The 16878-nt window shown below is 72.8% G+C and carries 12 protein-coding genes; 8 read left to right on the forward strand and 4 right to left on the reverse strand.

All coding sequences use genetic code 11. The features are described from left to right. Positions 1 to 117 precede the first annotated feature (117 nt). Complete coding sequence (locus LG324_RS06540) at positions 118 to 1482, forward strand: right-handed parallel beta-helix repeat-containing protein (protein WP_404352602.1); 1365 nt, start codon at positions 118 to 120, stop codon at positions 1480 to 1482. 275 nt (positions 1483 to 1757) lie between these two features. Here LG324_RS06540 and LG324_RS06545 read toward each other — a convergent pair whose 3' ends face one another. Then, a complete protein-coding gene (locus tag LG324_RS06545; protein ID WP_404352603.1) occupies positions 1758 to 2849 on the reverse strand; it encodes a Wzz/FepE/Etk N-terminal domain-containing protein in 1092 nt (363 codons plus the stop codon). A gap of 181 nt (positions 2850 to 3030) precedes the next feature. Then, entirely contained in the window at positions 3031 to 3867 is an 837-nt protein-coding gene (locus LG324_RS06550; RefSeq protein WP_404352604.1) for a sulfotransferase domain-containing protein, read from the reverse strand. A 315-nt stretch (positions 3868 to 4182) separates the two neighbouring features. Here LG324_RS06550 and LG324_RS06555 point away from each other — a divergent pair, with 315 nt between their 5' ends. Together LG324_RS06555 and LG324_RS06560 are read left to right on the forward strand one after the other, a co-directional pair. Beyond that, a complete protein-coding gene (locus LG324_RS06555; RefSeq protein WP_404352605.1) occupies positions 4183 to 5460 on the forward strand; it encodes a glycosyltransferase family 4 protein in 1278 nt (425 codons plus the stop codon). Between the two features lie 54 nt (positions 5461 to 5514). Beyond that, positions 5515 to 6204, forward strand: coding sequence for a hypothetical protein (locus LG324_RS06560; RefSeq protein WP_404352607.1), 690 nt, complete (start codon positions 5515 to 5517; stop codon positions 6202 to 6204). 12 nt (positions 6205 to 6216) lie between these two features. Here the strand turns inward: LG324_RS06560 and LG324_RS06565 are convergent, their stop codons facing one another. Then, complete coding sequence (locus tag LG324_RS06565) at positions 6217 to 6897, reverse strand: phosphatase PAP2 family protein (RefSeq protein WP_404352608.1); 681 nt, start codon at positions 6895 to 6897, stop codon at positions 6217 to 6219. A 212-nt stretch (positions 6898 to 7109) separates the two neighbouring features. Further along, positions 7110 to 8786, reverse strand: coding sequence for a hypothetical protein (locus LG324_RS06570; protein WP_404352610.1), 1677 nt, complete (start codon positions 8784 to 8786; stop codon positions 7110 to 7112). 519 nt (positions 8787 to 9305) lie between these two features. Between LG324_RS06570 and mfd the strand changes: the two genes are divergently transcribed. The 5 genes from mfd (at position 9306) to LG324_RS06595 (ending at position 16870) form a co-directional block, all read left to right on the forward strand. Beyond that, entirely contained in the window at positions 9306 to 12884 is a 3579-nt protein-coding gene (gene mfd, locus LG324_RS06575) for a transcription-repair coupling factor (protein ID WP_404352611.1), read from the forward strand. A 19-nt stretch (positions 12885 to 12903) separates the two neighbouring features. After that, positions 12904 to 13452: a hypothetical protein gene (locus tag LG324_RS06580; RefSeq protein WP_207024926.1), complete on the forward strand. Its 549-nt coding sequence runs from the start codon at positions 12904 to 12906 to the stop codon at positions 13450 to 13452. Beyond that, complete coding sequence (locus tag LG324_RS06585) at positions 13449 to 14405, forward strand: MazG family protein (protein WP_404352612.1); 957 nt, start codon at positions 13449 to 13451, stop codon at positions 14403 to 14405. Before LG324_RS06580 ends, LG324_RS06585 begins: the two co-directional genes overlap by 4 nt. A 390-nt stretch (positions 14406 to 14795) precedes the next feature. Beyond that, positions 14796 to 15947 (forward strand): PfkB family carbohydrate kinase, encoded by a 1152-nt coding sequence (locus LG324_RS06590; RefSeq protein WP_404352613.1) that lies wholly within the window; start codon positions 14796 to 14798, stop codon positions 15945 to 15947. Next, positions 15944 to 16870 (forward strand): pseudouridine-5'-phosphate glycosidase, encoded by a 927-nt coding sequence (locus tag LG324_RS06595; protein WP_030528884.1) that lies wholly within the window; start codon positions 15944 to 15946, stop codon positions 16868 to 16870. Before LG324_RS06590 ends, LG324_RS06595 begins: the two co-directional genes overlap by 4 nt. Positions 16871 to 16878 lie beyond the last annotated feature (8 nt).

Below are 16878 nucleotides of genomic sequence, written 5' to 3' on the forward strand. Positions count from 1 at the left end.
TTCTGGTTACCCTGCAGACTCCCTGCCAGCTGGTCCCGGTCACTCCCTGTGACGGCGTTCTTCCACGCCGTGGCTCGTCCGCGAGCGCCGGGGCCACGAACGAGATGACGATCCTCCATGCCCAAGACCTCTGTGAAGACGGCTGCGGTGCTCGCGTGCACGACGACGCTGGCGCTTGCTGCCACCACCCTCACCTCCACCCCTGCCACCGCCGCTTCCGTCGGCTCCACCACCCTCGCCGACGCCTCGGCCGCCACCCCGGCGAGCACCGGCGTCCGCCCGGCCGTGCCGAGCGGGACGACCCGCACGGTCACCGTGAGCACCACGGCCCAGCTCAAGAGCGCGATCAGCGGCGCCACCCCGGGCACGGCCATCCTCCTGCACAAGGGCAGCTACGCCGGGCCCTTCGACATCCTCAAGTCCGGCACGGCGACCAACCCGATCTCGGTCCAGCCCTACGGTGACGGCGCCGTGACGCTGACGGCCAGCCTCAAGATGCCCAGCTGCGGCACGACGGGCCCCGACATCAACCGCACCGTGCGCTTCCGCCAGGCCGCCTCGTACTGGACCTTCCAGAACCTCAACATCTCGGGCGGCGTGTACATCCCGGGTGCAGGCGTGCAGAACGCCTACAAGTGGATGCAGACCTCGATCAAGAACAGCGACTGGCGCACCCTGCGCGCCGTCCCCGGCCGTGGCACGAACGACAAGGTGGCCGCTCGCAACGCGATCTCCTACGTCGCCGCGAAGTCCGGCGCGACGCTCAAGCCGATCGACGGCGTCCAGCTGATCGGCAACAAGATCACCCGCAAGGGCGTCCACATCACGATGTCGCGCTACGGCGTCATCAAGAACAACACGATCACCGACATCGCGTGCGGCACCGGCCCGGGCATCTGGTTCGGTACCTACAGCGACGGCTGGTCGGTCACCGGCAACACCCTCGCCCGCATCGCCGCCTCCAGCGTCAAGCACTACATGCAGGAGGGCATCCGCGTCGACAACGGGTCGAACTACAACGTCATCGACCGCAACCGCATCTCCGACCTGCCGGGTGACGGCCGTGCGTTCACGACCGACCAGACCGCGTCGTACAACCGCTTCACGAACAACACGGCGAGCAACGTCGCCATCGGGTTCAACGACCAGATGGCCGGCTGGGGCAACCTCTGGGACCACAACACGGTCACCGGCTACCGCTCCGCCGGGATCGCCTTCCGGATGATGGACGCGCCGCTCAAGACGCCGTCGATGGCCACGAGCACCAACGACTCCACGGTCACGTGCAACACCCTGAGCGGCACCGGCGCCGGCCTCCAGATCGGCGCGATGATGAAGTCGCGGGTCGCGGACAACAAGGTCTCCTCGACCAAGCTCGGCCCGAACGTCCCCTCCTACTGGGTGGCCCAGGGCAACACGTTCAACAGCAAGGCCGTCGTCCCCTCCACCGGTACATCGACGATGCGCGCCGGGGCCTGCTGAGCGCACCCCCCGCTCCCTCCCGAGGGCCGGTCGACCGTCCGCGGTCGGCCGGCCCTCGGCTGTCGGGCCCTCCGGTGGGTGGATCGTGCCGAGGCGGCGGGCCTGCGCACCGTGCGCGGAGCACGAGGAGGCGGGGGAGGAGGGGGGGCGTCGGGCCGCGGCGGGTCACCACCGGCGGGCCATCACCGCGGTGGGGGACCGGGTGGCAGCACGCCCCGACGCGACCGACCCCGCCCGGGAGGTCCGGGCGGGGTCGGTCGTCGAGCGGGGTCGGGCTACGCGTCGACCATCGTGGGGGTGCGCTCGCTGCTGTCGTCGCGGCGGCCGGTGGCGGCACCCGCGTCCTTGGCGTGGCGGCCGTTGCGCCCCGCCGTGCCCGACGTCTCGGCCGGCGCGACGGACTCGCCGACCTCGGCCGGGTGCTCCTCGCTCTCCTGGCGGCGGACCGCGGCGACGAACTCGAAGAGGGCGATGATGATGATGGCGAAGAGCACGGCCGCACCGAACACCGGGACGACGAGCTTGACGATGCTGGCCCCGGTGCGGTCCGGAGCGGCCGCCGTCGTGGTGATGACGTCGGGGTCGGACGCGGCGGTCGCCTGCACCTGCACCTTGCGCTGGTCGCCCAGGGCCGACTGGTAGGCCTCGTTGGCGAGCGTCTGAGCGTTGACGAGGGTGTTGTACTGCGGCAGGGTCGCGCCGACCTTCTGGGCCTGCTTCTGAGCCGTCTCGATCGAGTTCCGGATGGCGTTGGCCGCGGTCCGGTCCCCGCTCGCCGCATAGGTGGCCTGGGTCTGCTGCAGCCACGTGACCTGGCTGACGGCGGCGGTGTAGGCGGCCGAGGGCTCACCGACCCCGGCCTTGGTCACGTAGTCGTTGACCGCCTTGTTCGCGGCCTCGACGCCCCGGCGGGCCGCCTCGGCCTGCATGCCGGCGATCTTGCGCTGGGCGGAGTAGATGTTGACGAGCGCGTTCTTGGCCAGGGCATGCGCCACCGGCTCCGACTCCTTCTCGTTCTGGCCGCTGAAGGTGAGGGTGACATTGCTGCTGGCCCCGATCTGCTCGACCGAGACGTTGTCGGTCAGCGCCGCGACGCTGATCCCCGTCTCCTTGGCCGTCTCGGCGATGACGGTGGGGTCGGCCGCGCTGGCGGCGAAGGCGCTGACGAACTGGTCGATCGCCTGCGGACCGGTGAACTGGCTGTACTGCGCGCCCACGAGGCTCGGGGTGAGGACGGTCGCGGTGGAGGAGTAGGTGCGCGGACTGAGCAGACCGTAGGCGAGGGCTGCCCCCGCCGCCAGCACCGGGACGAGGATGAGGATCCACAGGCGGCGGCGCGCCACCCTGAGGTAGTCGGCGATCTCCACGAACACACTCCTGCTTGTCGGACACGGTCACTGGGAAGTGGTCACGGTCCGCGTCCCCTGCGATCCCTGCACAAAGCCCTTCGCACATGGTAGGCGACGTGGCCGTCAGTCGAGGCGCGTTCGCAGGATCGTCCCAGCCTGCGGCGCCGCGGGTGGGCCGGAACGGGCCCGCGGTGCAGGGTCAGGTGGTGGGCCAGCGCCAGTCGACGCCCGGCAGGGCGTAGAGCGCCTCGTTGCGGGGGGCGTAGTAGTCGCGGATCCGCTGCAGGGTCGCGTCGGCGACGTCGGGCCGGGTCGCGGTCGCGTTGAGCGGGACGAGGTGGTCGAGGTGGACCGGCTCGAGGCCGAGGAAGCGCCAGGCGAGCGCGAGGGTGCCGTTGGGGTCGGCGAACATCTGCTCGCTCTGGAGCACGAGGACGTCCTCGGGCGCGAAGAGCGTGTGGAGGTGCGCGATCTGGTCGGCGTAGTGCCCACGATGGAGGTAGCTGTAGTGGCGATAGGGGTAGCCCTCGTAGGACACGTCCTCCCGCAGTCGCTCCACCTCACCGGCCAGCCGCGTCTCCTCGAGGTCGAGCGCCCGTTCGAGCGACTCCGTCTCGTGGCCGCGCTCGACCTCGTAGCGGTAGTGGCTGAGGAGGCGGTCGACCGGTTCGCGCAGGACCGCGATGAGCTTGACGTCGGGCAGCTCGGCCTTGATCCGTTCCGGCGCCAGCGGGTGGAACATGTAGTACGGGCTCGCCTCGCCGGTGACCCGGTAGCCGGCGCTCGTCTTCTCGAAGCGGCTCGCGTACCAGGCACGCCCGCGCCGGAAGTTGGTGTCGAAGTAGTGGGTCCCCTTGCGCGCCAGGCACGGAGCGACCTCGGGGTGCTGCTCGAGCCAGTCGGCGAAGGACGTCGACCCGCCACGCTTGGTCCCCACGACGAGGTAGTCGGGGCGCATCCGCGAGCCGGCGCGGGGCATCGGGCGCAGCGGGGAGAGCACGTTGGCGACCTGCTTGCGCAGGGATGTGGCGGGCATGGGGCTCCTGACGTCGTGGCGCCCCCGACTCTAGGCGGTGCGGTGGGTGGGGAGAAGGCCGGACGGTGCAACCTGAGGTCTCCCGCGGGTAGACGCCCACGGACACGCGTGCGTAAGCCGACGCCGGTCCGACATCCGGCGAACCGCCTGCGGCGGCGAGCGCCCCGTCGTACAGTGGGCGAATTCGGGATCGGGAGCAGGGCCCGTCCCCGGGTGTCGTCGTCGTCCGTTGGGCCGTCTCGCACGGTCGACGGTCGACGACGTCCCGTGCCGGGCCCGCTGCGGTCCTCCGCAGCCAGGGACAGGTGATGAGGGATGCGCGCACGTACGGCGACGAGCCGGGGGAGCGGGGCACGGCGGCCGCCGTGGCGTCGGCGCACCGGTGAGCGCCCGCTCCGGGTGGCCATGGTCGGGCAGAAGGGCGCCCCCGCGACCTTCGGCGGTATCGAGCACCACGTCGAGGAGCTCGGTGCACGGCTCGCGGAGCGTGGGGTGGACGTCACCGTCTACTGCCGGCGGTCCTACGCCGCCGACGTCCCGTCGACGCACCGCGGGATGCGACTGGTCGTCACGCCCACGGTCGCGAGCAAGCACCTCGACGCCATCGTCCACAGCATCACCTCGACCGTCCACGCCGTCGTCCGTGGCGCGGACATCGTCCACTACCACGCCCCGGGGCCAGGACTCGCGGCTCCGCTCGCGCGGTACCTGTCCCGCTCACGGGTCGTGCTCACGATCCACGGCCTCGACCACGAGCGCGCCAAGTGGGCCGGCCTCGCGCAGCGCGTCCTCGGCCTCGCCTACTGGATGAGCGGCCACGTCCCCGATGCCGTGGTCACGGTCTCGCGGGCGCTCGCCGAGCGCTACCGGGCCGACTTCGACCGCGCCGCCACCTACATCCCCAACGGGGTGGCGGAGGCCAGCCCCGGCGAGCCCCTGGGCCGGCTCGCGACGGAGCTCGGCCTCGAGCCGGGCCGGTACGTCCTCTTCGTCGGTCGGATGGTCCCGGAGAAGCGGCCCGACCTCCTCGTCGAGGCGGCCACGATGCTGCCCGAGGGCGTGCGGATGGTCGTCGTCGGGGACTCGTCCTTCAGTGACGACTATGTCGCCGGGCTGCGCGCGGCCGCGGAGAAGGACGAGCGCGTCGTGCTCCCGGGCTACCTCTACGGGCGCGAGAAGAGCGCCGTCTACGCGAACGCGGCCGTCTACGTCCAGCCGTCGGACGTGGAGGGACTGCCCCTCACGCTGCTCGAGGCGCTGTCGTACGGCGTGCCGGTCGTGGCCAGCGACATCCCGCCCCATCTCGAGGTGCTGTCGAACTGTCGGTGCGGTGCGCACCGCACCTTCCCGGCCGGCGACGCGGCCGCCCTCGGGCGTGAGCTCGCCGGGGTCCTCGGTGTGGTCGCCCAGGACCCGGAGCCGGTGGCGGTCGACGCCGCGGCCCTCCTCGCGCCCTACGACTGGGACGTCGCGACGGACGAGCTGCTCGCGCTCTACCGGCGGCTGGAGGGCCCCGGCGGTCCGTCGGGCTCCGTGACCACGCCGGACGACGACGGGGCCGACCCGATGCGAGCCCACCCGGTGGTGGGCTGAATGACGAACGGCCCCACGGGGGTTCGCCGTGTCGTGCACCGCGCGCGACGAGCCGTGCTGGAGCGGACGGCGCGTGCGGGGACCGAGCCGGTCGACATCTCCGCGCTCATCGCACCCCTGCGCCACGACGTGGTCGTCCGGGCGCAGCTGTTCGACCTGCTCGCCGAGCGGTCGGACCTCGACGGCGACGCGCTCGTGCGGGCGGCCGCCGGCACGGCGTACTACGACTGGTTCGTGCACGTCGAGTGCGCTCGCTTCTTCCCGGAGCTGGTGCGAGACAGTGCTGCTCGGGACGGACGCTTCGCGGAGCGGGTTCACGGCGCAGCCCGGCTGCTGCGCTCCTTCGAGACACGGGGTTTCGACGCGGCCACCCCGGTGACCCTCCTGCGCGCGCCCGCCGGCACCCTGTCGGAGTCGGGGGCGCCGGCGCTCGCAGACCTCCACATCGGCGACGGGTGCCACCGGGTCGCGTTGCTGCTGAGGGCTGGCGCCACCCTGGAGCCCTGGATGTACAAGGTGCGACCGAGCCTCGGGACCCTCGTCGACAACACCGCCGTTCTGCTGAGGCAGGGCGTGCTGGACGAGGGGGAGTACGTTGGCCTGCTGGCGGCGAGGTTCCCGGTCGGGGGGGCTCGCACCGTGATGGAGGCGCTGACCGCCGTGGCGGCGGTGGACCCCGCGGCCGCGAGGACCCTCCGCGCCGTGACCGACGCGCAGTGGAGCGGCCGGTCGTCCGACGCCTGAGCGTCGCCGGCGTCAGTCGGTCGCCCGGGGTCCCACGGGGGCGGTCGGGCGGGGTGCGGTGCCGTCGGACGGCGCTGCCGCCGGGGCCGCCGCGCGCGGGCTGGGGTCGAAAGCTCGGACGGTGGCGGCGACGGCGCCGAGGAAGGCCCAGCCCACGATGATCCCGCCGATGATGTCGGTGAACCAGTGCTGGTTGAGGCGGCCACGGAAGTAGGCCTCGGCGACGCCCAGCACGAAGACCACGCTGTACCCGAGGATCTGGCGTCCGCGCGGCCACCGGCCGTAGTACGACGCGAGGAAGACCGCGGCTCCGGTCACCGTGACGATGCGCATGACGCCGCCGGACGGGAAGGCGCCGACGTTGGTGCCGAGGAGCGAGATGGCGTCACGGTCTCGGTCGACGATCCACGCGACGCCGAACTGCATGACGCGCGAGACGATCCACGTGAGCGGGAGCACGACGAGCGGCATCCACCAGCGCTGACCTCGTCGCCACAGCCAGACGGCGAGGCCGACTGCCAGGACGGCCGCGAGCCGCTGGGTCTGCCAGACGTTGCCCATCTTGGTCAGTGTCGACAGGACGTCGGTCCAGTCGTTGGTCCCGGCCCGGTCGACGGCCTCGAAGACCCGCTCGTCGACGAGTGTGGTCAGGGACTTCGCGACGAACCCGACGACGAGGCTGAGGAGGGTCACCCCGGCGAGCCACACCACCGCGGTCCGAAGTCCTGCCAACCATCGCAACCCAGCGAGTCCCCGCTGCGGGGCCGATGACGTGTGCATGCGGTGACTCTAGGCGGCTGCCCGGCACGGCGTGAAGGCTTTGCGATGTCCCGTCCAGCCGCCGGAACGGCCCCGGCCTCCCCGCGGACGTCGCGGGGAGGCCGGGGCCGGGGCCTACGGCCCGGTCACTTCACGTTGGCCTTGAACCTGGCGTCGAAGGCCGCGGCCTCGTCGACGCTGAAGTAGGCCCAGCTGTAGTGCTCGAACCAGCGGGCGCCCATGCGGACGGCCTCGTCGGTCGCGGCCCGCGCCACGTCCGCGGTCGGGGTCGTGCTCCCGGCAGCGGTGCCGGGGGCCAGCGTCGCCTGGAAGGCGATCGGGCGGCCGAGGTCGGCACGCTTGTGCATCCAGGAGTACAGGTTAGGCGCGGTGGCCAGGCTGCTCGCGGCGGCGGTCCAGTCGCCGGCGCCCCACCCGTAGTCGGTGAAGATGACGCGGTTTCCGTACTGCGCGTCCCACGCGTTGGCCAGGCCGATGCCGTCCGCCCAGGTGCCCTTCTGGCCACCCGCCACCGGGTAGGTGAACTGGCCGTGGAGGGGCATCTCGACGACGGTGTGGGGGAAGGCGGCGACGGTCGCGGCGAGGCCGGCGTTCTGCGCGGCGACGACCTTGTCCTTGGTCAGGCCGGCCGAGTAGAGGGCCGCGCCCGACGCGGCGCCACCGGTGATCCACGGCTCGTCGTAGATGAGTGAGGTTCCGAACATGTTGACCGACGCCACTCGCGCGTTGCCGTCGAACTTCGCGCCGAGCGCGGTCACGAACCGGTCGTAGGCGCTCATGTATCGAGGCGTCCAGTACTGACCGACCGTCGCGGTGATGCCGTCCTTGGCGTTGGTGACCGTGACCTTGCCGGCGGCGACCTTGAGCCACTCGGGGGCGAACTGGCCTCCGTTGACGTGGACACGCACGACCAGGTTGGGGTCAGAGGCCAGGATGTTGGTGATGGGCTCCCAGTTGTACGCGCCCTCCTGAGGCTCGAGGTCGGACCAGCGGACCTTCAGCCACTGCTGGCTCACACCACGGCGCAGCCGGTCCGTGCTGGTGGCTCCGTACAGGCCGCCGTAGTTGGTCTTGGAGACCGGGACGGGAGCCGGCGGCGGAGGCGTCGGCAGGGGGGTCGGCGTGGGCGCCGTGGGGGTGGGCGCGGGTGCCGTGGGGGTGGGCGCGGGTGCCGTGGGGGTGGGCGCGGGTGCCGTGGGGGTGGGCGCGGGTGCCGTGGGGGTGGGCGCGGGTGCCGTGGGGGTGGGCGCGGGTGCCGTCGGCGTGGGCGCGGGTGCCGTGGGGGTGGGCGCGGGTGCCGTCGGCGTGGGCGTGGGGGTCGGCGTCTGCACCGGGGCGGGTGCGGTGGGCGTGGGCGTGGGCACGGGCTTGTACGGCGCAGGCGGGACCGGCACCGGCTTCCGGGTCACGACGGCCGACACGACGTCGAGACTGTCGAGGGCCCACGCCGTGCCGCCGCTCTCGGGGCTCTTCGTGCCGAGGACGGTGACGACGGCCTTGTGCTGACCCTGGGTCAGCTGCGCGCCGGTGTAGAGGACGTTCTGCGTCTGGAGGTTCGCCCGGTAAGCGTCGATCGTCGTGGCCGGGCCACCGTCGACCGAGACGCTGGCCTTACCGAAGTAGCGACCCCGAGGCCCGTACAGGACGATCTGGGAGCCCGTGAACGTGATCTCGACGCGGGAGCCCTTCTGACCGGTGTAGTGCGTGCCCGTGTAGGTCGGGGTGTCGGCCTGCTTCCACGTGCCGACGTAGACGAGCTTCGCCAGGCTGTTCGGGGCAGCCGAGTCCTCGACCGAGGTCACGGTGGTTGTCGTCGACGCCCGGGCCACGGATGCTGCGACAGGTCGGGCGACTGCGCTGCCGGCGACGGCCACTCCGACGGTGGCGAGCACGGCCAGGGAGCCGATGGTGGATGCCGCGCTACGGCGGCACGGGGACATGGAGGTACCCATGGCTGATCTACCTTCTTGGCGCCTCCGGGTGTTGACTCCCCTACCGGTCGGACACCCGGGATCGCGCTTGACGCCTCGGGTGCAGGGATGGCGCGATCTGATTCGAAAACTACGCGCGGGCTTTCCTGCGCACGTGTGGTTTTGGGATGATTCGGCCGTTCGTCGTGCGTGATTCGCACCACGGAGAAAGTCGTCGAAGAACGGCCATATTTTCGCGGAACGGGCCGCATCCGCCGTGCGCTCGAGGTAACGAGCGCTGCACCGGGACGCGCGGTCCGATGCGCCGGTCGGCGGGCCGGACCGCGTGGTGCCGTCGAGGCCTCGACCCGCGCGCCCGGGGTGTCGGTCGCTGGCCGTAGGCTCTGAGGAATGCCGTCGTTGTCCCCCCTGCGCTCCCGGGTCGCCGCGCTCCCCGGCACCGTGCGGCTCGTTGATGCTCTGGCCGTCCCCTCCGCCGAGGTCACGGCCTCGGCCCCGCCCGGCGCCCGCCACGCGGTCCTCGCCGCCCTCGCGCCCCGGCCCTCGGGCGCGCCGGTCCTCGCCGTCACCGCCACCGGGCGCGAGGCCGAGGACCTCGCCACCGCGCTCGCCTCGACGCTCGGCGCCGACGCCGTCGGCCTCTTCCCGTCCTGGGAGACCCTGCCGCACGAGCGGCTGAGCCCGCGCAGCGACACCGTCGGCCAGCGGCTCTCGGTCCTGCGCCGGCTCGCGCACCCCGAGGCCGAGGACACCACGCACGGGCGGCTCGCGGTCGTCGTGGCCCCCGTCCGGGCCGTGCTGCAGCCGATCTCCAAGGGTCTCGGCGAGCTGCGCCCCGTGTCGCTCTCCGCCGGGCAGGAGGTGCCGCTCGAGCAGGTCGTCGAGGACCTCGCGGCGGCCGCGTACGCCCGCGTCGACCTCGTCGAGCGCCGCGGCGAGTTCGCGGTGCGCGGAGGCATCCTCGACGTCTTCCCGCCCACCGAGGAGCACCCCCTGCGGGTCGAGTTCTGGGGCGACACGGTCGAGGAGATCCGCTGGTTCAAGGTCGCCGACCAGCGCTCCCTCGAGGTCGCCGAGCACGGCCTGTGGGCGCCGCCGTGCCGCGAGCTGCTCCTCACCCCGTCGGTGCGCGAGCGGGCCGCGGCGCTGGCCGACCAGCTGCCCGGGGTCGCCGACCTCCTCGACAAGCTCGCCAACGGCATCGCCGTCGAGGGCATGGAGTCGCTCGCGCCGGCGCTCGTCGACGGGATGGAGACCCTCCTCGAGGTCCTGCCCGCCGACGCCGTCGTCGCCGCGTGCGACCCCGAGCGCGTGCGCACCCGGGCCCACGACCTCGTCGCGACGAGCGAGGAGTTCCTCCAGGCCGGCTGGGCCAACGCGGCCGGCGGCAGCGCCGTCCCCATCGACCTCGAGTCCGTGCTCGGCACGGCGTCCTTCCGCAGCCTCGCCGAGCTGCGCGAGCAGGCCCGCGAGCTCGGCGTGCGGTGGCTGGACCTCACCCCGTTCAGCGGCGACGAGGACGACGACACCGTCGAGCTCGGCCTGGCCGTCTCGCCGACGTTCCGCGGCAGCACCGAGGACGCCGTCGCCGAGCTGAGCCGCCTGACCGCCGACGGCTGGTCGGTCCTCGTCGTCACCGAGGGTGCCGGCCTCGCCAAGCGCGTCACCGAGGTGCTCGGCGAGCACGAGGTCCGTGCGCGCACCTCGCCGGAGGCCGAGCTCGAACCGGGGCTGGTGTCGGTGACGACGGGGTGCGTCGGCTCCGGGTTCCTCGTGGCCGCCGAGCGCCTCGCCGTCGTCACGGAGGCCGACCTCACCGGAGCCGCGGCCGGGTCGGGCACCTCGACCAAGGACATGCGCCGGATGCCGTCGAAGCGGCGCAACCAGGTCGACCCCCTCCAGCTGCGCCCCGGCGACTTCGTCGTCCACGAGCAGCACGGCGTCGGCCGCTTCGTCGAGATGGTGCAGCGCACCGTGCAGGGCGCCACCCGCGAGTACCTCGTCCTCGAGTACGCGGCGTCCAAGCGCGGCCAGCCGGCCGACCGCCTCTACGTGCCGACCGACCAGCTCGACCAGGTCACCCGCTACGTCGGCGGCGAGCAGCCCACGCTCAACAAGATGGGTGGCTCCGACTGGCAGCAGACCAAGGGTCGGGCGCGCCGCTACGTCAAGCAGATCGCCGCCGAGCTCATCCGCCTCTACTCGGCGCGCATGGCGTCCAAGGGGCACGCGTTCGGCCCCGACACCCCGTGGCAGCGCGAGCTCGAGGATGCCTTCGCGCACGTCGAGACGCCCGACCAGCTCGTGACGATCGACGAGGTCAAGGCCGACATGGAGCGGGAGGTCCCGATGGACCGCCTCGTCTGCGGCGACGTCGGCTACGGCAAGACCGAGATCGCGGTCCGCGCCGCGTTCAAGGCGGTCCAGGACGGCAAGCAGGTCGCCGTGCTCTGCCCGACGACGCTCCTCGTGCAGCAGCACCTCAACACCTTCACCGAGCGGTACGCCGGCTTCCCGGTCGTCGTCAAGGCCCTGTCGCGCTTCCAGACCGACGCCGACGCCAAGGCCGTGCTCGCCGGGCTCGCCGACGGGTCCGTCGACCTCGTCATCGGCACCCACCGCCTCCTCTCGAAGGAGGTGCGGTTCAAGGACCTCGGGCTCGTCGTCGTCGACGAGGAGCAGCGCTTCGGTGTTGAGCACAAGGAGCAGCTCAAGGCGCTGCGGACATCCGTCGACGTCCTCGCGATGTCCGCGACGCCCATCCCGCGCACGCTCGAGATGGCGGTCACCGGCATCCGCGAGATGTCCACCCTCGCCACGCCCCCCGAGGAGCGGCACCCCGTCCTCACGTACGTCGGTGCGTACGACGAGAAGACGGTCACCGCGGCGATCCGGCGCGAGCTGCTGCGCGAGGGCCAGGTCTTCCTCGTCCACAACAAGGTGTCGACGATCGAGAAGGCGGCTGCTCGCATCCGCGAGCTCGTGCCCGAGGCCCGGGTCGCCACGGCGCACGGGAAGATGGGTGAGCAGAAGCTCGAGCAGGTCGTGGTCGACTTCTGGGAGAAGCGGTTCGACGTCCTCGTCTGCACGACGATCGTCGAGACCGGGCTCGACATCAGCAACGCGAACACCCTCATCGTCGAGCGCGCCGACCGGCTCGGACTCAGCCAGCTGCACCAGCTGCGCGGTCGCGTCGGCCGTGGTCGCGAGCGGGCCTACTCCTACTTCCTCTACCCGCCCGAGACGCCGCTCACCGAGACCGCGCTCGACCGGCTCCAGACCATCGCGAGCAACACCGACCTCGGGTCCGGCATGCAGGTCGCGATGAAGGACCTCGAGATCCGCGGCGCGGGCAACCTCCTCGGCGGCGAGCAGTCCGGCCACATCGCGGGCGTCGGGTTCGACCTCTACGTCCGGCTCGTCGGCGAGGCCGTCGCGTCCTTCCGGGGCGAGGGCGAGGAGGCGCCGGCCGAGATCAAGATCGAGCTGCCCGTCGACGCCCACCTGCCGCACGACTACGTCCCGCACGAGCGGCTGCGCCTCGAGATGTACAAGAAGCTCGCGGCCGTCGTCGACGAGCAGCAGCTCGCCGAGATCGAGGGCGAGCTCGTCGACCGCTACGGCCCGGTGCCGGTGCCGGTCCGCAACCTCCTCGAGGTCGCCCGGCTGCGCACCGTCGCGCGGGCGGCGGGCATCGCCGACATCTCGGTGCAGGGCCAGCACGTGCGCTTCGGCCCGGTCGAGCTGCGCGAGAGCCAGCAGCTGCGGCTGAACCGCCTCTACCCGAAGTCGATCCTCAAGGCCGCGACGGGCTCCGTGCTCGTCCCGGCACCCAAGACCGCCGTCGTCGGAGGCCGCCCGCTGCGCGACCAGGCCGTGCTCGACTGGGCCAGCCAGGTCATCCGGGCGGTCGTCATGGACAATGTCGGTCAGGCCGCCCAGGCCGCGACCGCCCCCGCCCGGGGATGACCCGATGAAAGGACCCCTCGTGACCACTCCGGTTCGCCGCGTCGCCGCGGCGCTCGCCCTCGGCGCCGCGCTCGTCACCGCCGGCTGCGGGACGACCGAGGCCGGCCGTGCCGCCACGGTCGACGGCCGCGTCATCACCGAGAACGAGGTCCAGGTCGCCCAGGCCCAGATCAACAAGACCTTCCCGGGGGCGAACCTCACGGGTGACCAGGTCCTCGGCCGCCTCATCGGCGCGCCGGTCTACCTCGACGAGATCGCGCAGCAGGGGGCGCCCGTCTCGGAGTCCCTCGCCCGCACGGCGTACCAGCAGCAGGACACCTACGACGGCGAGGCCCCGGCCGACGAGACGCTCGAGGTCCTGCGCGCGCAGCTCGCCATCCAGCAGCTCGCGCAGTCGGGCGCGTCGGTGCCGACCGAGGCGCTGACGAAGCTGAAGGTCGACGTCAACCCGCGCTACGGCGCGTTCGACGCCTCGAAGCTCACCGAGTGGGACGCGGTCCAGAGCACCGCCGGCCTGGCGACGAGCACGCCGGACTGGATCAAGACGGTCACCACCCCGCAGCAGTGAGCACCGGCCGGCTCGGCCTCGTCCTCACCTCGCCGCGGGTCGCGCCCGGGCTGCTCTCGCACCCGGCGTGGGTCGCGGTGTCGGCGGCCGACGTCCTGCTCGCCCGGTCCGCCGACGAGCCGCTGGCCGAGGCCCTGACCGAGGCAGGGCTGGCGGTGATCGAGGCGGGCGACCACCCGCCGGCCGCCCTGGCCCGGCTCCTCGTCGACCGGGCGGGCGAGGCCGTCGTCGTCTGGCTCGGGTCCTCCGACGGGGACCCCGGTCTGTCGGACGCGCTCGCCGCCGAGGTGTCGCGGCTCGAGACCCCGCCCGAGGTCGAGCTCGTCGTCGGCTCGTGGGACGTGCAGGGCGGGCGGCTCCTCGACGTCGTCGCGGCGATGGACCGGCTGCGCTCCCCGGGCGGGTGCCCGTGGGACGCCGAGCAGACGCACGAGAGCCTCGCGCCCTACCTCGTCGAGGAGACCCACGAGGTCCTCGAGGCCATCGGGTCGGGGGACCCGAGGGCGCTCGCGGAGGAGCTCGGGGACGTGCTGCTCCAGGTCGTCTTCCACGCCCGGGTCGCCGAGGACGCCGGGGAGGACGGCTTCGACGTCGACACGGTCGCCGGCCTGCTCGTCGAGAAGCTCGTGCGGCGCCATCCCCACGTGTTCGCCGACGGTGACGCGACGACGCCCGAGCAGGTCGAGCAGCAGTGGGAGCGCATCAAGGCGGTCGAGAAGGAGGCCTCGGGCGGCGGCTACGCCGAGGACGTCCTCCACGGGGTTCCTCCGACGCTGCCGGTCGATCTCGCGGCTGCCAAGGTCGAGTCCCGGCTGCGGCGGCGGCGGCTCACGGCCGACGACGCGGCGCTCGGCGAGCTCGCGGCGGCGCGAGCGGCCCTAGCCGAGGCGGAGTCCCGCGCCCGGACAGCGCTGAGGGCCGTGGCCGAATCGGCCCGCCCCACCGCCTCCTGAGCGATCTTTCCCGCCGGAAGGTCTCCCTTCCGCCCGGCAAGGTTTCCATTTCGCTCGCAACGTTTCCCTTCCTCGCGCAAGGAGGCGGCGGGTCGCAGCGTCGATCTCGCGGTGTCGGCGCGTCCTCGCCCGCTCGGGGCGTCCTCGCTGCGTCGCGGCGTCATCGTCGTGCCGGGGTGTCACGACACGGCGGCAGGCCGGTGGGACAGCGGCGGGGCGAGGTCAGCACGGCGCAGCGCAGAGCGCTGTCGGCGCACGGTTTCCCTTGCCGGCCGGAAGGGATTCCTTGCGGGGCGCAAGGGATTCCTTCCGCGGCGCATGGATTCCGGGAGTACACATATCGGACGGCGACTTGCTTCGGAAGTCCAAAGGCCCTTAAGGTCTGCAAGTATGGGACTGACCGAGCGTGAGCGCGAGATCGTCGCGCTGCTGCGCACCGACCCGCTCCTCGACGCCGCCGCGCTCGCCGAGCGCCTCGGCTCCACCCGCGCCGCCGTCTCGGTGCACCTGAGCAACCTCACCCGCAAGGGCGTCCTCCTCGGCCGGGGCTACCTCCTGCGCCCCGAGGCCTCCTCCGTCCTCGTCGTCGGCGGCGCCGTCCTCGACGCCAAGGTCCGCACCCGCGTCCCCGCGGTCCTCGGCACGAGCAACCCTGGCACCTCCACCGCCACGGTCGGCGGGGTCGGCCGCAACATCGCCGAGAGCCTCGCCCGGCTCGGCAGCCCGACGATGCTCGTCGCCCCGGTCGGTGACGACCTCCAGGGCCGCACCGTCGTCGCCCGCACGGAGGCGGCCGGGGTCGACTGCCGGCACGTCGTCACCTCGCCGTTCCCGACCGGCTCCTACACGGCCGTCCTCGGTGACGACGGCGACCTCCTCGTCGCCGTCGCCGACATGCGCGCCACCGACGAGCTGACCGTCGCCGACCTCGCCGTCGTGCCCGGCCTGCTCGGCGGGGTCGACCGCCTCGTCCTCGACTGCAACCTCCACGCCGACGTCCTGCGCTGGGTCCTGACGACGGCCGCGGGCGCCGGCGTCCCGGCCGTCGTCGAGACCGTCAGCGTCGCCAAGGCCGCGGACGCCGCCCCGGCCCTCGACGGTTCGGTCCCGGTCCACACCGTCACCCCCAACGTCGACGAGCTCGCCGCGATGCTCCGCCGCCCCGTCGACCCCGACCCGGCCTCCGTCGCGGCCGCTGCGGCCGAGCTGCACCACCGCGGCGTCGAGCACGTCTGGGTCCGGCGCGGGATGCACGGCAGCCTCCTGTCGGTCGCCCGCCCCGGCCGGCCGGCTCGTGTGGTCCTCGTCGCCGCGCCCCCGACCACCGTCGAGGACGTCACCGGCGCCGGGGACGCGATGACCGCCGGCTACGTCCACGCGCTCCTCGGCGGCGCCGACGTCGTCGAGGCCGCGCGCTTCGGCCAGGTCGTCGCCGCCCTCACCTGTGCCTCCCCGGACACCGTCCGGGCCGACCTCACCCCGGCGCTCGTCGCCGCCCACCTGACCCCCGACGCACCGCCCACCGAGGAGCTCTCCGCATGACCACCACCCCGCACCCGATGCTCTCGCTCGCCCCCGAGGTCCGCGAGGCCCTCGCCGCCGGCCGCCCGGTCGTCGCGCTCGAGTCGACGATCATCAGCCACGGGATGCCCTACCCGGCCAACGTCGCGATGGCCCGCGAGGTCGAGCAGATCGTCCGCGACGGGGGGGCGGTCCCGGCGACCATCGCCGTCATCGCCGGCCGCCCGACCGTCGGCCTCTCCGACGACGAGCTCGAGATGTTCGGGGCCGACGGCGGCATCCGCAAGGTGAGCGTCCGCGACATCCCGCACGTCCTCGCCACGGGCGTGCACGGCGCCACGACGGTCGCCAGCACGATGCGCATCGCGGCGCTCGCGGGCATCCGCACCTTCGTCACCGGCGGCCTCGGTGGCGTCCACCAGGGCGCCGAGACCTCGATGGACGTCTCCGCCGACCTCACCGAGCTCTCGCGCACCGAGGTCGCCGTCATCTCCGCCGGCGTCAAGTCGATCCTCGACATCGGCCGCACCCTCGAGGTCCTCGAGACCCTCGGTGTGCCCGTCGTCGGCTTCGGCACCGACGAGTTCCCCTCCTTCTTCTCGCGCACCAGCGGCCTGCCCGTCCCGATGCGGGTTGACACCCCCGAGCAGGTCGCCGAGCTGATGCACGCCTCCTTCGGGCTGGGGCTCGGCGTCGGGATCTCCATCGCCAACCCGGTGCCGGCGGAGCACGAGATGTCCCACGAGGACATCGACGACGTCATCGCCCGGGCCCTCGCCGAGTGCGCCGAGCAGGGCGTGACCGGCAAAGACATCACGCCCTTCCTCCTCGGCCGGCTCGTCGAGCTCTCCGACGGCCGCTCCCTCGAGACCAACCTCGCGCTGGTGCGCCACAACGCCCGCGTCGGCACCGCGATCGCCGTGGCGTACGCCGCGACCGCCTGAGGGCGGGC

Origin of the sequence: Phycicoccus jejuensis (assembly GCF_044797865.1) — a bacterium.
Lineage (GTDB): Bacteria > Actinomycetota > Actinomycetes > Actinomycetales > Dermatophilaceae > Phycicoccus > Phycicoccus jejuensis.